The 12,586-nt window shown below is 38.1% G+C and carries 20 protein-coding genes; 13 read left to right on the top strand and 7 right to left on the bottom strand.

What is annotated here, in order from left to right:
* Positions 1-43 precede the first annotated feature (43 nt).
* Positions 44-604, top strand: coding sequence for a chorismate mutase (locus ACQRBH_RS06040; RefSeq protein WP_427742479.1), 561 nt, complete (start codon positions 44-46; stop codon positions 602-604).
* 381 nt (positions 605-985) lie between these two features.
* On the opposite strand, the gene ACQRBH_RS06035 is transcribed toward ACQRBH_RS06040, so the two are convergent.
* The 3 genes from ACQRBH_RS06035 to ACQRBH_RS06025 form a co-directional block, all read right to left on the bottom strand.
* Positions 986-2,125, bottom strand: a complete 1,140-nt coding sequence (locus ACQRBH_RS06035) for a tyrosine-type recombinase/integrase (protein WP_427761201.1) — start codon at positions 2,123-2,125, stop codon at positions 986-988.
* 347 nt (positions 2,126-2,472) lie between these two features.
* Positions 2,473-3,315, bottom strand: a complete 843-nt coding sequence (locus tag ACQRBH_RS06030; protein ID WP_427761200.1) for a type II toxin-antitoxin system PemK/MazF family toxin — start codon at positions 3,313-3,315, stop codon at positions 2,473-2,475.
* Positions 3,316-3,718: 403 nt separating this feature from the next.
* Positions 3,719-4,138, bottom strand: a complete 420-nt coding sequence (locus tag ACQRBH_RS06025) for a TIR domain-containing protein (protein ID WP_427761199.1) — start codon at positions 4,136-4,138, stop codon at positions 3,719-3,721.
* Between the two features lie 36 nt (positions 4,139-4,174).
* Between ACQRBH_RS06025 and ACQRBH_RS06020 the strand changes: the two genes are divergently transcribed.
* Positions 4,175-4,360: a hypothetical protein gene (locus ACQRBH_RS06020; protein WP_427761198.1), complete on the top strand. Its 186-nt coding sequence runs from the start codon at positions 4,175-4,177 to the stop codon at positions 4,358-4,360.
* On the opposite strand, the gene ACQRBH_RS06015 is transcribed toward ACQRBH_RS06020, so the two are convergent.
* The 4 genes from ACQRBH_RS06015 to ACQRBH_RS06000 all read right to left on the bottom strand — a co-directional run bounded on the left by ACQRBH_RS06015 (position 4,357) and on the right by ACQRBH_RS06000 (position 6,289).
* Positions 4,357-4,794, bottom strand: a complete 438-nt coding sequence (locus ACQRBH_RS06015; protein ID WP_427761197.1) for a DUF4231 domain-containing protein — start codon at positions 4,792-4,794, stop codon at positions 4,357-4,359. The genes ACQRBH_RS06020 and ACQRBH_RS06015 overlap by 4 nt on opposite strands.
* Positions 4,795-5,034: 240 nt before the next feature.
* Positions 5,035-5,373 carry a tetratricopeptide repeat protein gene (locus ACQRBH_RS06010; RefSeq protein WP_427761196.1) on the bottom strand — a complete coding sequence of 113 codons (339 nt, stop codon included), beginning with the start codon at positions 5,371-5,373 and terminating at the stop codon, positions 5,035-5,037.
* A 29-nt stretch (positions 5,374-5,402) separates the two neighbouring features.
* Positions 5,403-5,867, bottom strand: coding sequence for an ImmA/IrrE family metallo-endopeptidase (locus ACQRBH_RS06005; protein ID WP_427761195.1), 465 nt, complete (start codon positions 5,865-5,867; stop codon positions 5,403-5,405).
* An 11-nt stretch (positions 5,868-5,878) separates the two neighbouring features.
* A complete protein-coding gene (locus ACQRBH_RS06000) occupies positions 5,879-6,289 on the bottom strand; it encodes a helix-turn-helix domain-containing protein (protein ID WP_427761194.1) in 411 nt (136 codons plus the stop codon).
* Between the two features lie 208 nt (positions 6,290-6,497).
* Between ACQRBH_RS06000 and ACQRBH_RS05995 the strand changes: the two genes are divergently transcribed.
* The 11 genes from ACQRBH_RS05995 to ACQRBH_RS05945 all read left to right on the top strand — a co-directional run bounded on the left by ACQRBH_RS05995 (position 6,498) and on the right by ACQRBH_RS05945 (position 12,391).
* Positions 6,498-6,683: a helix-turn-helix domain-containing protein gene (locus tag ACQRBH_RS05995; RefSeq protein WP_427761193.1), complete on the top strand. Its 186-nt coding sequence runs from the start codon at positions 6,498-6,500 to the stop codon at positions 6,681-6,683.
* A 94-nt stretch (positions 6,684-6,777) separates the two neighbouring features.
* Complete coding sequence (locus ACQRBH_RS05990; RefSeq protein ID WP_427761192.1) at positions 6,778-7,020, top strand: hypothetical protein; 243 nt, start codon at positions 6,778-6,780, stop codon at positions 7,018-7,020.
* A gap of 136 nt (positions 7,021-7,156) precedes the next feature.
* Entirely contained in the window at positions 7,157-7,408 is a 252-nt protein-coding gene (locus ACQRBH_RS05985) for a hypothetical protein (RefSeq protein WP_427761191.1), read from the top strand.
* Positions 7,398-7,622 carry a hypothetical protein gene (locus ACQRBH_RS05980; protein ID WP_427761190.1) on the top strand — a complete coding sequence of 75 codons (225 nt, stop codon included), beginning with the start codon at positions 7,398-7,400 and terminating at the stop codon, positions 7,620-7,622. Before ACQRBH_RS05985 ends, ACQRBH_RS05980 begins: the two co-directional genes overlap by 11 nt.
* An 85-nt stretch (positions 7,623-7,707) precedes the next feature.
* The gene (locus ACQRBH_RS05975) at positions 7,708-7,863 is read left to right on the top strand and encodes a hypothetical protein (RefSeq protein ID WP_427761189.1); all 156 of its coding nucleotides are present in this window, start codon (positions 7,708-7,710) and stop codon (positions 7,861-7,863) included.
* Between the two features lie 190 nt (positions 7,864-8,053).
* Positions 8,054-8,251, top strand: a complete 198-nt coding sequence (locus ACQRBH_RS05970) for a hypothetical protein (protein ID WP_427761188.1) — start codon at positions 8,054-8,056, stop codon at positions 8,249-8,251.
* Positions 8,252-8,893 carry an ATP-binding protein gene (locus ACQRBH_RS05965; RefSeq protein WP_427761187.1) on the top strand — a complete coding sequence of 214 codons (642 nt, stop codon included), beginning with the start codon at positions 8,252-8,254 and terminating at the stop codon, positions 8,891-8,893.
* 1 nt (position 8,894) lies between these two features.
* Positions 8,895-9,497, top strand: coding sequence for a hypothetical protein (locus tag ACQRBH_RS05960; protein WP_427761186.1), 603 nt, complete (start codon positions 8,895-8,897; stop codon positions 9,495-9,497).
* Positions 9,498-9,508: 11 nt separating this feature from the next.
* On the top strand, positions 9,509-10,033 hold the full coding sequence (locus tag ACQRBH_RS05955; protein WP_427761185.1) for an ERCC4 domain-containing protein: 525 nt from the start codon (positions 9,509-9,511) through the stop codon (positions 10,031-10,033).
* Complete coding sequence (locus ACQRBH_RS05950) at positions 10,014-10,508, top strand: CHC2 zinc finger domain-containing protein (protein WP_427761184.1); 495 nt, start codon at positions 10,014-10,016, stop codon at positions 10,506-10,508. The genes ACQRBH_RS05955 and ACQRBH_RS05950 overlap by 20 nt, the downstream gene beginning before the upstream one ends.
* Positions 10,505-12,391: a DUF927 domain-containing protein gene (locus ACQRBH_RS05945; RefSeq protein WP_427761183.1), complete on the top strand. Its 1,887-nt coding sequence runs from the start codon at positions 10,505-10,507 to the stop codon at positions 12,389-12,391. Before ACQRBH_RS05950 ends, ACQRBH_RS05945 begins: the two co-directional genes overlap by 4 nt.
* Positions 12,392-12,586: the final 195 nt, after the last annotated feature.

The raw sequence follows: 12,586 nt of genomic DNA, 5'->3' as shown, positions 1-12,586 counted from the left end.
ACATAAGTTGGATAAAGTTGTTAGGATAATAAGGAGAAATATTATGACATTAGAGGAAGTTCGAAAAGAAATTGATGCGATAGATTCACAGATGAAACCGCTGTTTCTGAAGCGTATGGAGTGCTCCAGGCATGTGGCAGAGGCAAAAGCTAAGACTGGGGGCGATGTGTTTTCTAAGGTCAGAGAAGATGAGATTATCAATAAGCGCGCAGCTGATGTGGATGCAGAAGTTCGGGAAGAGTATGTAGCATTCTTGCAGCATCTTATGAGTGTCAGCAGAAGATATCAGTACGGGATTCTGATGGGGATGCAGGATCATGTTCTGGAAGAAGTTCTGAGAACAGCAGGTCTGGATGCAAGAGAGGAACATCATCAGGTGGAAGTTGCTTTTCGCTGCAAGCGCACCGTGGGCAATGTCAATCTGTTCTTGAATATGGCAAACCTGAATAAAATAGACATCTGTCACATGAATTTTGAGACGATAGATGATGAACAGACTGTAACGATGACGCTTTGCGGCAATGTCAGAGAAAGCAATATGAAAAGATTAATCTGCCAGATGGGAAAAGAGGCAGAAGACTTCCGAATACTAAGATTAAAATAAGAGAGAATAACAGCGAAAACCCGTTAACCTTATCGGCTAACGGGTTTCGTTGTTGTTATAGTTATCTAAAAGGAATGAGAGTAAAGTGCGGCACCTGGTATTCAATCCAAGGTGCTTTTACTTTGTGAGGGGGGAGATAGTTGATGTGTTCTTCAACTATCTGTACTAAAGTATAAAGTATAAATGTGTCTAAAGTATGTTAAATCCCTTAAAGAAATCGAAAATTTCTTAAGAAGAAATTAAATTTTATAATAATCAAGTTATCTGTGTGTTTTACATAAAAAGTGTCTAAACCCCTTTGTTTTCAAGCGTTTCAATGATTTATAATCATATTATATCGAAACTAAAAAATACGAATAAAAATGAACCGTTAGTGACACGTTAGTGACATACTTCTATCTTCTCAATTTGTTTTCTTAACTCTTCTAAGTCTCGGTGTCGGTATACCTTATTTGTTACATCCTGAAAAGCATGTCCGAGCATCGTTTTCTTATCGTTTTCATTTACTCCGTATTTATCACAAAGCATCGAGAATGTGTGACGGCAGTCATGCGGAGTATGTTTTTCAATGCCAAGAAGATCCAGGGTTTCATACATGGACTCACGGAATTTTTTGACCCCTTCAGGAAGATAACGCCCATGCGTATTCAAGCACCTTTCTACGAGATGCAGAATTGCGCTGTGGATTGGGACGATACGATCTTTTCCGGCTGCAGTCTTGACACCGCCTTGGAAGAAATTGTCCTTTAGATTTGTTTTTATATCAAGATAAGCAGAAATTCTGAAACCTGAATAGCACATGATCAGTATCATCGCCACAGTATCGTTTTCCTGATTTTTCCATAATGTTTGCAGATCAGAGTCTGTGAAAGGTATCCCATGCTCATCATCATCTTCTTGGTTAATCTTTACGAATTTCGAATAATCTTTATCTACAAGATTATTTGCTCCTGCGTAGGCATACATTTGATGATATAGTGTTATAATCAATTCAAGAGACGCATGCTTTAGAGGGCAATTATCTATTACTTCCTGCAGGTCGTTCGTTGTAAGTGAATGAAACGATTCATTGTGTAATGATTTACAGTTCTTATAAGCAGCTCGCATGCCCTGCTCCATTGCGCTCTTTTTCTCTTTATGGTTGTACGGTTTTTGGAATTTCCATAGATAATACTCCTGATAGATGTCGGAAAACGTCTTCTGATCAGCCACCTCGCGCTGGCTCTGATTATATTTTGAAAGAATTCCAATGATCTGCTTCTTCAGCTCTTCGGAATCTGATGATAGTTCCTTTTCCCGTCCTTCGTAATATTCACCGTTCTTATACCATGTAAGAACTGTAAACCCTTTATACCAGTCGTCTACATAGCAGATTGCTTTTTGCTGTACCGGTTTTCCATTTTCATCAAATTCTTTCACTGGAGGGTAAACCCCAAAAGGATTCGTCCTGTTCTTCCCAGAAAGCCGCTTGATGGAGCCGTATCCATTTGGGAGCTTTGGGTATTTCTTTCTTCTTGCCATATCAGTATCCTCCTTAAAAATGGGTATAAAAAATACACCTGTACAGGTGCCAAAGGATTGTGATATAATAACTTTGTTCGGAAGCTATATTGTGTCCTAGGCACCGTATAGTAAAGTCGTCCTTGCTGGTATCCGGTAAGGGCGCATTTTAATTGTGTAACGTAAAAGACCTCGTATTACTACGAGGTCTTCACATAATAAACTAATATCTTCTTTGATGCCCTTAAGGCGATGTTAGAAAAGAAATAATCTCTTCTGTTAGTTTATTATAGATTATATTATGCTCGTAGTCAATCAGTTTATTACGGAAAATCGAACCGTTTTTTCAGAATAATCAAAACAAACACCTAAAAAATGTACAAATCTTTCATTTTTTGATTGATTTTTTCCATACTCTCTTCTGAAAGGGATATTCCAGAAAGAACACCTTTTAAATTGCGAGGGTCAAATATTCGTATTTTACTGATAGTCGTAATTTGATTTACAAGTGCGATACTACCTTCTTTCATGCAAGAGATTTCCTCACCTATTTTTGAAAGATATTCTTGTTGTTCAAGATTATGTTTTTCCTTTTCCTTCCATAGCTTTTCGATTTTCTCTGTTGCTGATAAATATTTTTCGGCATTCGCAAGTTCTTTTTCTTTTGCTTCTAAAGTTTCTTTATGTTCGTAATTTTTAAGAGACTCCCCAGCTAAATCTACTAATGTTGAAAAAGCTGCAATGGCTTCACGAATTTCGTTCTGTTCATCTTTCAAAGCCTTTGATGTAGTGTCATATTTTAATTTTAATGATTTATACAACTCATTTCCAAGTTCAACACTATTTTCATGTATTTTTTTGTCAGCTTTGACTGATGTAAGTGGTATCACAGTAACAACTGGAGAACTATGGTCGTTTTTATTATCAAGCACAATACCATAGTGAAGACCTCCGTACTCACTTCCTATATTGAATCCAAAATTTAGCTTTACTATATTTCCTCTTTTATAGGCTATGTTTTTTGTTGGATCGAACTTCTCTTCAAAACTTATCATTCGAACATAATCTTTAATCCAATACGAAATTAGATTTGCTTTCTTCAAATGTTTTTCGCTGGGATCATTTATAAAGCGCTCAAGCATCTTGTTCAACGTTTTTATGGCGTCTTTCTTGTTCTGAATTACATCTTCTTTTGTATATTCTTTTGGCATTATTATCACCTTCTTTCGTGTTTTTTTGAAAAGGCAGCTTTTATAATCGCTGAAGCGGTTATATCGTTAATTGTCACCCGGTACCGAAGCACCGGGTGTTTTTCCGTCTCTGCTGCCTCTGGGGACGGTTCTTGACATTGTAACTATAAATAATCGTCCTAATCTTTGTCAGGGAGCAGGATGGCTATTTTCTATGTGTGTAAGTCAGTATTGCAACAATTAGTAACGCTACGGAAACTATCAGCTGTCCTTCCCGGGTGCCTGAGTAAATATATTATCTAGTTGATGCCCGGTACCGAAGCACCGGGCGATATAGTATTCAAAAATCTTTATTAAGTATTTATTTGTAAAAATAAATATGTTAATATATTAGTGTAGCTTATATACGGATTACAGATATAAGTTACACTAATCTTCTTATTGCACTAACGATTGAATCTGTATTCCAACGAACCATTTCGTCAGCATTGTTTGTTACGTAACTCGGAGCGTTAACCTGTCCCCAAGGATAAATACCAAGAATTGGTTTTCCCATTCGAATAGATTCGTCAATTTCATATTGCATCCAATCGCTGTACGCAGCATACATGCCAGAGATAACGATGGTAATTTGTGATGGACGTATTTTGTTGGATATTAAATCGCGAATTTGCGAACTTGTTTTTGGAGTTCCTGCAGGAAAAAGGGGCTTTTCCTTCGGGGCTGAATAGTTGATGTAAGAAAAATAGTTTGCATCATCAAGGAGTTGGGTTAATCGTTTGTAATTATCTCCGTATTTCCAAGCATGACTTATAAATAACCGATAATCATATAAATATGGCATAATAGTATCCTTTCATTATATTTAGGAGGTGAAACCATGAAATTTAGAAAAAAACCAATAGTTATCGAAGCGTATCAAACACCTATAGAAATGACTATACAGACATTAGAAGGTCCTCTTCGGGCGGCTCCTGGAGATTGGATCATCACAGGAATTCGAGGAGAGCAGTACCCGTGTAAGCCAGATGTGTTTGAAAAAACATACGAACCAGTGGAAGATTAACTATTTTTCAAGGATTCATCTTTGGTGTTTAATTGGTTCCAATTTTTACTTTCTGAGGAAAGAATATCCTCAATGTTTTGAATAAAAATACTTTCTATAGTATCTTCTGATATTTGATAATGGGCTGAATGTGTTAGAAAAAGAAATTTTTCATGTTTCAACATTTCAGCAGTGGTACGATATTGAATCCAATTTTCGTGAAATTTATATAATTTTGAAATAGATTCTATGATAGCAATAATTGATCCAAATAATCCCACTATAAATGCAATTAATTTAATATCAGAATAAGATGACAAAAGAGGTATGAGAGTTGCAAGTACTATTTCAAATATTTGCGAAATCTTATATCTTTTTTGGTTTATAGAAGACTTCTTGCTGTACCACTGTATTTGTGGATCTAGCCGCTCTTCTATGTATTGTTCGATATTCAATAATTCGCCTCCTATCTTTTATCTTACCTTGGAGTAAATCGCCTGTCTGCGCAGGGGGTGTTATTTAATCTTATTCCTCTTTTCCTTTGTAACAATATATACAAATCCATATTTAATACACATGAGGGTAAGTAGGATAACTCTAAAAGAATCATCCAATGTGTATAGCATACAGATTGGTATGCCTTATAATGAATAATTTATCTTACCAACCACCAGGTTGGTGATAAACATAATATGTTAATCGTTTATTATCTTCAGTTCCTCTATGGTTGGATTGCGACCGGCTTTTTTTATCATTCGAATCATGCGACTTCGTTCGTCCATTCCAAAAGAATATGCTTGCTTGCATATATCAATTGCTTCTTCGAATTTCTCTTGTTTTTCATACAACATAGCGAGTCTTTTAAATGCAGGTATATTCGTGGGTGAAGATTCCCCGTATTTCATATCGATTTCACGCATTTTGTTATATAATGCAATATCTTCAAAGCATTCTTCTTCGATTTTATGAGCGATTTTTCCAGTATAATCTTTTAAGTTATATAAAACTGACCAGTCCTTTTGAATATTATCCATGAGAGAGTAGTACTTGTCAGAAATAGATTTTACATCATTTTGGTATTGTAAAAATATTTCCGTTTCACTTTTTTTGAATTTCCAATTATTTTTTCATCATATCCAGTCAGACGCGCAATTTGATTTTTGGTCATTCCTGGATTTTCTAATATGATAGAATCCGGTATTAATAATTCAGCAGCAAATGTGTTTGATTCTATTTCATTTTTAGAAGTAAGTAAAAGCGTTTTGTTCCTGATGAAATAACAATTCTCTTTTCTGTGCAATATTGAATGAGCAAGTTCGTGAGCCATTACCAATTCACTTTCTTTTTCATCCAGATTATCATTCAAAAATATGCATTTGTGATTTTTTAAAAACATATAACATCCAGACCTTGAACCAAGATTTCCACATTGAACTTCTACGTTAAGATAGTTAGCTAATTCAAAAGGGTCTCTTGTGTTATATTTCTTTACATAATAAGAAACCAAACGCTTAATATCTTTTTTCAATATCTGTACACCTACTTTTTATTTTTGTTTGGATTATATTTCTCCTTGTTAATTGGTTTTAGCCTTCGAAGCATAAGTTCTATTTGACCTGCTAATAAATCAATGTCTTCTTCTGGAATTGGCTCTCCTTCAAATGATGCTGGTCCATCTTCATTGCTTCTCAGTTTCCTTACAATGTTCTCCATGTCTTTAGCGATATCTCTTTCGTCTTTTTTGCTTAGTTGAGATTCATCTCCGGCACCATAAAAATAAGATGGTGATACATTAAAATATTCACATATTTTTTCTATTTTATCTTGCTTCGGTTGGCTTTTCCCGTTTTTCCAATCTGACAATGTGGCGGTAGATATTCCTGTTTCTTTGTGAACACGATAAGGAGTAACGCCTCTTTCAGTTAGAAGTTTTTCAAATTTTTCGTACATAATATTGCCCTCTTGAAAATATCTCGGAAATATTTCATAAAATGTATTGACTATGAAAGAAAACCGTGATATATTAGAGACACGAAAGAAAACCGTGATATATTCGGTGGTTCGTATCTCGGAAAAATGATTTAGTTTTGCTGGCAACTTGACTATATCATATTTCCGATATAATTTCAATAATTTATCTCGGAAAGGCGGTGAAATAGTGTACGAAAATTTTGAGAAATTATTGTCTAAAACCAACAAAACAATATATAGAGTCGCTACCGATACGGGTATTGCAACTGCAACTCTATACGATTGGAGGGATGGACGTAGTAATCCGAAAATAGACAAACTAAAAATCCTCGCGGATTACTTCGGTGTATCCATCGAATACTTCATATCTTAGTGGGATGTATTAATAGTAACACATCAGATGTCCAACAAAATGGACTTAGAAATGTGTCCCAGATGTGGGACAGGTGAGTGGAGGAGGTGAGAGAGTGAGAGAAATCATGAGTGCATCACAAGCCGCACGAGTAATCGGATGTGGTCCACAGATGGTCAGGGAGCGAATCAAACGCGGCATATGGACTTTTGGGAGTGTGGTTACTGCAAAGCAATCTGGTAATGTGCAGAGTTCTTACGAAATTAAAAAGAGAGACCTCGCAGACTGGCTGGGTATTACGGTAGAAGAGTTGGAGAGGAGAGTTTGTTATGACAATGACAATAAAGAAAAAGCTTAGGAAGCACAAGATCATTGGGACATTAAAGGAGCTTGCCGAAGGATTTGTTTTCGGAGTTTTGTTCGCTACAGTAATGATCATAATGTTACTGATTTATTGCAGGATGGCGGGCCCGTTGTGGTAGGAGGTGAATGATATGAAATTAGGTAAAAGAAAGATGGTAACGATCTTCGCACAGGAGACAGGACTTCCAAAGGAGCATATACGGATATATGGCAAGTATGAATGCTTCGGAAACAAAGAACGCCTGCAGCTTGGTGCACATACGTTGGTTGCCTACGAAGGAGCTGTAACAATTCTGGAGCCGGTATATGGAAGTTTTGAGGATGACAAAGAGATTACTTACCGCAGCAGAATTATTCGGGGAGGTGATGAAGATGGCAGGTAAAAAGATCAGAGAAATTCCAACGATCATTCCCGGGGATGAATTTCAGAAGTATCTGGAAGATGTTCAGGAGCAGATTGATATCTGGAAGAATGATGGACTTGGATACATATCCATCAAATGTCAGTTATCAGATATGCTTTGTGGAATCAAAGATGAAGATATGGTATTCACTGTTGGCCAGATCAAAAGAATCTTTGCACTGGCCAGAAATTAAAAACGAGCACCCACATGAGCCGGCAAGCTCGGGCGCTCTAGTAATTAGACAATTAAATTATATCGAAAATGGAGGGAAACGTCAAATGGGAAAGTATTATGTTGACTGGAATGATATTTATCCAGAAGAAGCAGGAATTTTAATTGATGCAGTGGCAAGATATGCAAGTGTGAATGAGTATCCTGAAATCAGGGATGTTTTGGCTATTTTAGGAATCAAAAAGAAAATTGTAGAAGAATAATGCTGCAGCCGGGAAAAGCGGTGAAAGGCCGTACTTGCCGAAAGCGCCCGATACTGTAGACCATATCCCTGTGAGTCTGGTGGAGGAAGATTGGACAATAGGCAGGAAGATGACTGCAGGGCTGCGAGATAGGAAAAATAATGAAGATACAGTTTTTGAAAGATTTTGATTTTTTTGGAGGAAGAGATTAATGAATGATGGAATGATACATATTCCGGCAAGAAAGAAGCAGCCGGTTGAAGAACAGACCGTTGTGAAGCTGACGCCAGAAGCATACAACGTTCTGGTAGATATTTATAATGAATCCACATTGTCTTTAAAGCAGATTGCTAGTTTATTAATTACAAAATCTGCAGACCGTGTGGTATTTGATAAGGAGGAAAGATAGATGAGTAGGGTTATTTGCATTGCCGGAGAATCAGGATCCGGCAAAACAACATCCATGAGAAATCTGGATCCAAAAACAACATTATATATTGATTGTGATAAAAAAGGACTGTCCTGGAAGGGATGGAAAAATCAGTACAGTGAAGAGAATAAAAATTATATCCGTACGGATTTTGTAAGTACTGTGCTTAGTGCACTTGATAAGGCTGATAAGGAATGGAAGCATATTAAGGTAGTTGTTGTTGATACAATTAATGGCCTTATGGTCGCTGATGAGATGCGAAGGAGCAAAGAGAAAGGGTATGACAAGTGGGTGGATCTGGCTGCATGTGTCTGGGATCTGGTATGCAAGGCACATGATCTCAGAGAAGATTTGACCGTTGTATTTACCGCGCATACTCAGACAGATCATGATGACAATGGGTATATGTTTACGAGGATTAAGACATCTGGTAAAAAGCTGGACAAGATTGTCTTGGAAAGCAAGTTTACCACCGTTCTTCTGAGCAAATGTGTAGATGGAGCATATAAGTTTGAGACTCAGGCGAACAACAGTACGGCCAAATCTCCGATGGGTGCATTTGACCAGATGGAGATTGACAATGACATTGTAGAAGTAATTAAAGCATTGGAGGATTTTTAATATGCAGAAACCGAATAATTATGAAAATACACAGGCTCAGGGGGAATTTACTCCCGTGGACCTTGGCGGACACAAATTAATTATTAAGCAGGTCAATGAGACAACTTCAAAGAATGGTAAACCGATGATTGTTATTTTGTTTGATTTTGCACAAGATGATATCCAGCCTGGATATTTTACAGAACAGTTTAAGAATGATATTCGGCCGGATAAAAAATGGCCAAATCAGGCAACGCAGTATATTTTGACAGAAGATGAGAATGGAGACTGCAGTAGGTCATTCAAGACTTTCATCACATGTGTGGAACACTCTAATAGTGGATTTACAACTCAGTGGGGAGATAACTTTGAAAAGCAGTTTAAGAATAAGAAAATTGGTGGAGTTTTTGGACTGCAGATGGATTATTACGAAGGAAAAGAAAGAGAGAAAAGGGTCCTTCGGTGGTTTGTATCTCTTGACAAGGTTCCTGATGCTCGGATTCCAGATATTTCTGAGACGAAAGCATTTAAGAATCATAAAAGCGGATATCCAGAAGGAGCGACTTCGGCAGGTGATGGGTTTATGAATATTCCTGATGGAATAGATGAAGAACTTCCATTCTAGGAGGTTTTGGTATGGACATTCAGATTGATTCTAGGGAAAAGGCGAGGGCAATACGGAAAATTATTAAGACATTTGATGAAAATGGCATAAATCATTTCTCCAGTAAGCTTCTAGTCGGTGATTATATGAGTCTCGATAATCCGAGGCTCATAATTGACCGAAAGCAGAACCTGCAGGAGCTGTGTGGAAATGTCTGCCAACAGCATGAGCGGTTTAAAAGGGAACTCTTGAAAGCGATGGAAGCTGGTATTCAGCTCGTGATTTTAGTGGAACATGGACCGGAAATCACATGTCTTGAAGATGTCTATTTCTGGAAGAATCCCAGAAAGCATGAAGTACGATGGAGAGTTGTAGACGGTAAGCGTGAAAAATATATTGTCTCTGAAAAAGCCGTAGACGGAAACCAACTCTATAAATCCCTCTGTACAATACATGATCGGTATCATGTAAGGTTCGAATTCTGCGAGAAGAAAGATACGGGAAAAGAGATTATAAGAATTTTGGGAGATGGCGTAAATGACAAAGGAAGAGATTAAAGAACGATATTCTATGACAGAAATTCTGCCCAGATACGGAATTGTTCCAAATCGATCAGGTTTTGTTCATTGCCCATTTCATAAAAGCGACCGAGAACCATCTATGAAAATATATAAAGACAGTTACCATTGTTTTGCCTGTGGTGCAAACGGTGATATCTTTGATTTTGTGATGCGTATGGACTCTGTAAGTTTTAAAGAAGCATTCTTGAGTCTTGGTGGATCATATGAAAATAAAGAAACATTCCATAGCAAACTATGTATTTACCGTGCGGAAAAGAAAAAAAAGATGCGGTTAAAACAGCAGGAGCGATGGAAAAGAAAGAGAGAATTGAATTATATGCTCATTGATATATACCGCGAATGGATGCGCCGATCAGAACCATTATCTGATACATGGTGCGATTGCTACAATGCGCTGCAGTATCAGCTCTACGTCATGGAATGTTTGGATGAAGAGGTGATGCAGCATTGAAATTACTGAAAGATTATGATCGGGATTCCATTCTGGATGATGAAGTATTCATTGAAATATTTGATCAGGAGGATGAAATACTGAAAGCACGTATGCTGTTATCACTTCAGGATCGTGCAAAAGAATTAGGTGTAAAAGGAAAATTTGATGCCATGGTCAAGGCGTTTCAGAAGGTCGCGGCAACTGAAAGAAAGAAGCAGAATTCCAGCCAGAGCATGTTAGAGAATTGGACAAACTTCACCGGCGGTGGATATGACAACATGAAGTGTGGCTCTTGGATTGCTGGAGATGATGGGATACATACATTTAACAAGGATTATACGAATGAGGTCGTGGTGTGTTATCATCCGATTCTTCCAGTGGAACGGTTAAAGAATCTGGAGACTGGTGAAGAGCAGATTAAGCTTGCATATAAGCGTAACCATAGATGGAGAGAAATTGTGGTCCCGAAGGATCTGGTGTCCTCAGCCAATAAGATTGTAGCACTGTCAAAGCTTGGAGTAGCCGTTACATCGGAGAATGCCAAGCTTCTGGTCAAATACCTGTCTGATGTGGAGAATCTGAACGATGATGACATTCCCGTACAGAAGTCTACCGGGAAACTCGGATGGATCGGAGAAGGGTTTGTTCCATACAGTGACGACGTGATCTTTGATGGAGATCTGCAGTTTAAGCAGGTATTTGAATCTATTGGCCAGCATGGAAACAAGCAGGTGTGGATGAGTTATGTGAGAAAACTAAGGGCTACGAAACGTCCGGAGATTCTATTTTCTCTAGCAGCATCCTTTGCCAGTATTTTGGTTGGAAAGCTCGGTGTGCTTCCGTTTATTTTTGACCTATGGGGCGCTACTGAGGGCGGAAAATCCGTATCAATGATGCTGGCTGCATCTGTCTGGGCGAATCCGGATATCGGTCAGTATATCGGAGATTTTAAGTCCACAGAGGTGCAGCTGGAGGTTCGTGCGGATATGCTGAATCATTTGCCGATGATGTTGGATGATAGCAGCAAGGTAAGTGCTAGGATCCGGGAGAATTTTGAAGGATTCGTGTATGATCTCTGCTCCGGGAAAGGCAAGAGCCGGTCTAATAAGGAGTTGGGAGTGCGGAGGGAGAACCGGTGGAAGAATGCCATTTTGACCAATGGAGAACGCCCTCTATCTTCTTATGTGTCCCAGGGAGGAGCGATCAACCGTATCCTGGAACTGGAATGTGGAGAGCATGTATTTGAAGATCCGCAGGAGGCTGTAGAGATGTTTAAGAAAAACTATGGCAATGCAGGAAAGCAATTTGTTCAGATAGTGCAGGGACTTGGAGAAGAAGAGATTCGAAAGATTCAGATGCAGTTCCAGAAAGAGCTGTTTCAGGACGATAAGATGCAGAAGCAGAGCATTGCATTATCGGTCATCCTGACTGCAGATAAGATTGCTGCAGATTACCTGTTTTGTGACGGAATATATATTACCATGGACAGCGCACGTACGGTACTGGTGGATAAAAATGAGCTTTCAGAGAATGAACGGTGCTATCAGTATCTGCTTGACAAGATCAATATGAACAACCAAAGATTTGATATGGATACCAAGGTTGAGAAATGGGGAACCATTGATCTGATCGAAGAAGTGCCTTATGCAATAATCTACGTCCAGGCATTTAAGGAACTCTGTAAGGACGGAGGTTTTTCAGACAAAGCATTCCTGTCCTGGGCGGATAAAAAGGGAATTATCCTAACGCAGAAAGACCGACTCACGAAGCTTAAAAAAGTCAAAGGAAAGCCGATCAGGTGTGTCTTTTTACGGATGAATGAATTTGTGGATCGGGATGGTTTTGAGGATGCAGAAGTGGTAGAAGAATATGAGCAAGTTGAACTGCCATTTCATGAATAGTAACCAAGTAACCAAAGTAACCACAACATTTTAATGTATATAAAAGAAAAAAATATATGAATATAGAATTTATTTTTCTCTCTCGCGTGAGAAAAATGTATGGTTACCCGGTTACTGATACAACAAAGACAACGATAATCGTTGAAAACAGAGGGATAGCAAGGGTAACAAGTATTTGGTTACTTGTTTGAAATA

Source organism: Bariatricus sp. SGI.161, assembly GCF_050313695.1.
Classification (GTDB): Bacteria; Bacillota; Clostridia; order Lachnospirales; family Lachnospiraceae; genus JAFBIX01.
Note: the sequence above shows the minus strand (reverse complement) of the source record. Positions and strands in the feature narration are given on the sequence as shown.

What these genes read in the sequence shown, in the direction of transcription:
- ACQRBH_RS06040 (WP_427742479.1), top strand. Translation starts at nt 44, where the DNA reads ATGACATTAGAGGAAGTTCGAAAAGAAATTGATGCGATAGATTCACAG.
- ACQRBH_RS06035 (WP_427761201.1), bottom strand. Translation starts at nt 2,125, where the DNA reads ATGGCAAGAAGAAAGAAATACCCAAAGCTCCCAAATGGATACGGCTCC.
- ACQRBH_RS06030 (WP_427761200.1), bottom strand. Translation starts at nt 3,315, where the DNA reads ATGCCAAAAGAATATACAAAAGAAGATGTAATTCAGAACAAGAAAGAC.
- ACQRBH_RS06025 (WP_427761199.1), bottom strand. Translation starts at nt 4,138, where the DNA reads ATGCCATATTTATATGATTATCGGTTATTTATAAGTCATGCTTGGAAA.
- ACQRBH_RS06020 (WP_427761198.1), top strand. Translation starts at nt 4,175, where the DNA reads ATGAAATTTAGAAAAAAACCAATAGTTATCGAAGCGTATCAAACACCT.
- ACQRBH_RS06010 (WP_427761196.1), bottom strand. Translation starts at nt 5,373, where the DNA reads ATGGATAATATTCAAAAGGACTGGTCAGTTTTATATAACTTAAAAGAT.
- ACQRBH_RS06000 (WP_427761194.1), bottom strand. Translation starts at nt 6,289, where the DNA reads ATGTACGAAAAATTTGAAAAACTTCTAACTGAAAGAGGCGTTACTCCT.
- ACQRBH_RS05985 (WP_427761191.1), top strand. Translation starts at nt 7,157, where the DNA reads ATGAAATTAGGTAAAAGAAAGATGGTAACGATCTTCGCACAGGAGACA.
- ACQRBH_RS05980 (WP_427761190.1), top strand. Translation starts at nt 7,398, where the DNA reads ATGGCAGGTAAAAAGATCAGAGAAATTCCAACGATCATTCCCGGGGAT.
- ACQRBH_RS05975 (WP_427761189.1), top strand. Translation starts at nt 7,708, where the DNA reads ATGGGAAAGTATTATGTTGACTGGAATGATATTTATCCAGAAGAAGCA.
- ACQRBH_RS05970 (WP_427761188.1), top strand. Translation starts at nt 8,054, where the DNA reads ATGAATGATGGAATGATACATATTCCGGCAAGAAAGAAGCAGCCGGTT.
- ACQRBH_RS05965 (WP_427761187.1), top strand. Translation starts at nt 8,252, where the DNA reads ATGAGTAGGGTTATTTGCATTGCCGGAGAATCAGGATCCGGCAAAACA.
- ACQRBH_RS05960 (WP_427761186.1), top strand. Translation starts at nt 8,895, where the DNA reads ATGCAGAAACCGAATAATTATGAAAATACACAGGCTCAGGGGGAATTT.
- ACQRBH_RS05955 (WP_427761185.1), top strand. Translation starts at nt 9,509, where the DNA reads ATGGACATTCAGATTGATTCTAGGGAAAAGGCGAGGGCAATACGGAAA.
- ACQRBH_RS05950 (WP_427761184.1), top strand. Translation starts at nt 10,014, where the DNA reads ATGACAAAGGAAGAGATTAAAGAACGATATTCTATGACAGAAATTCTG.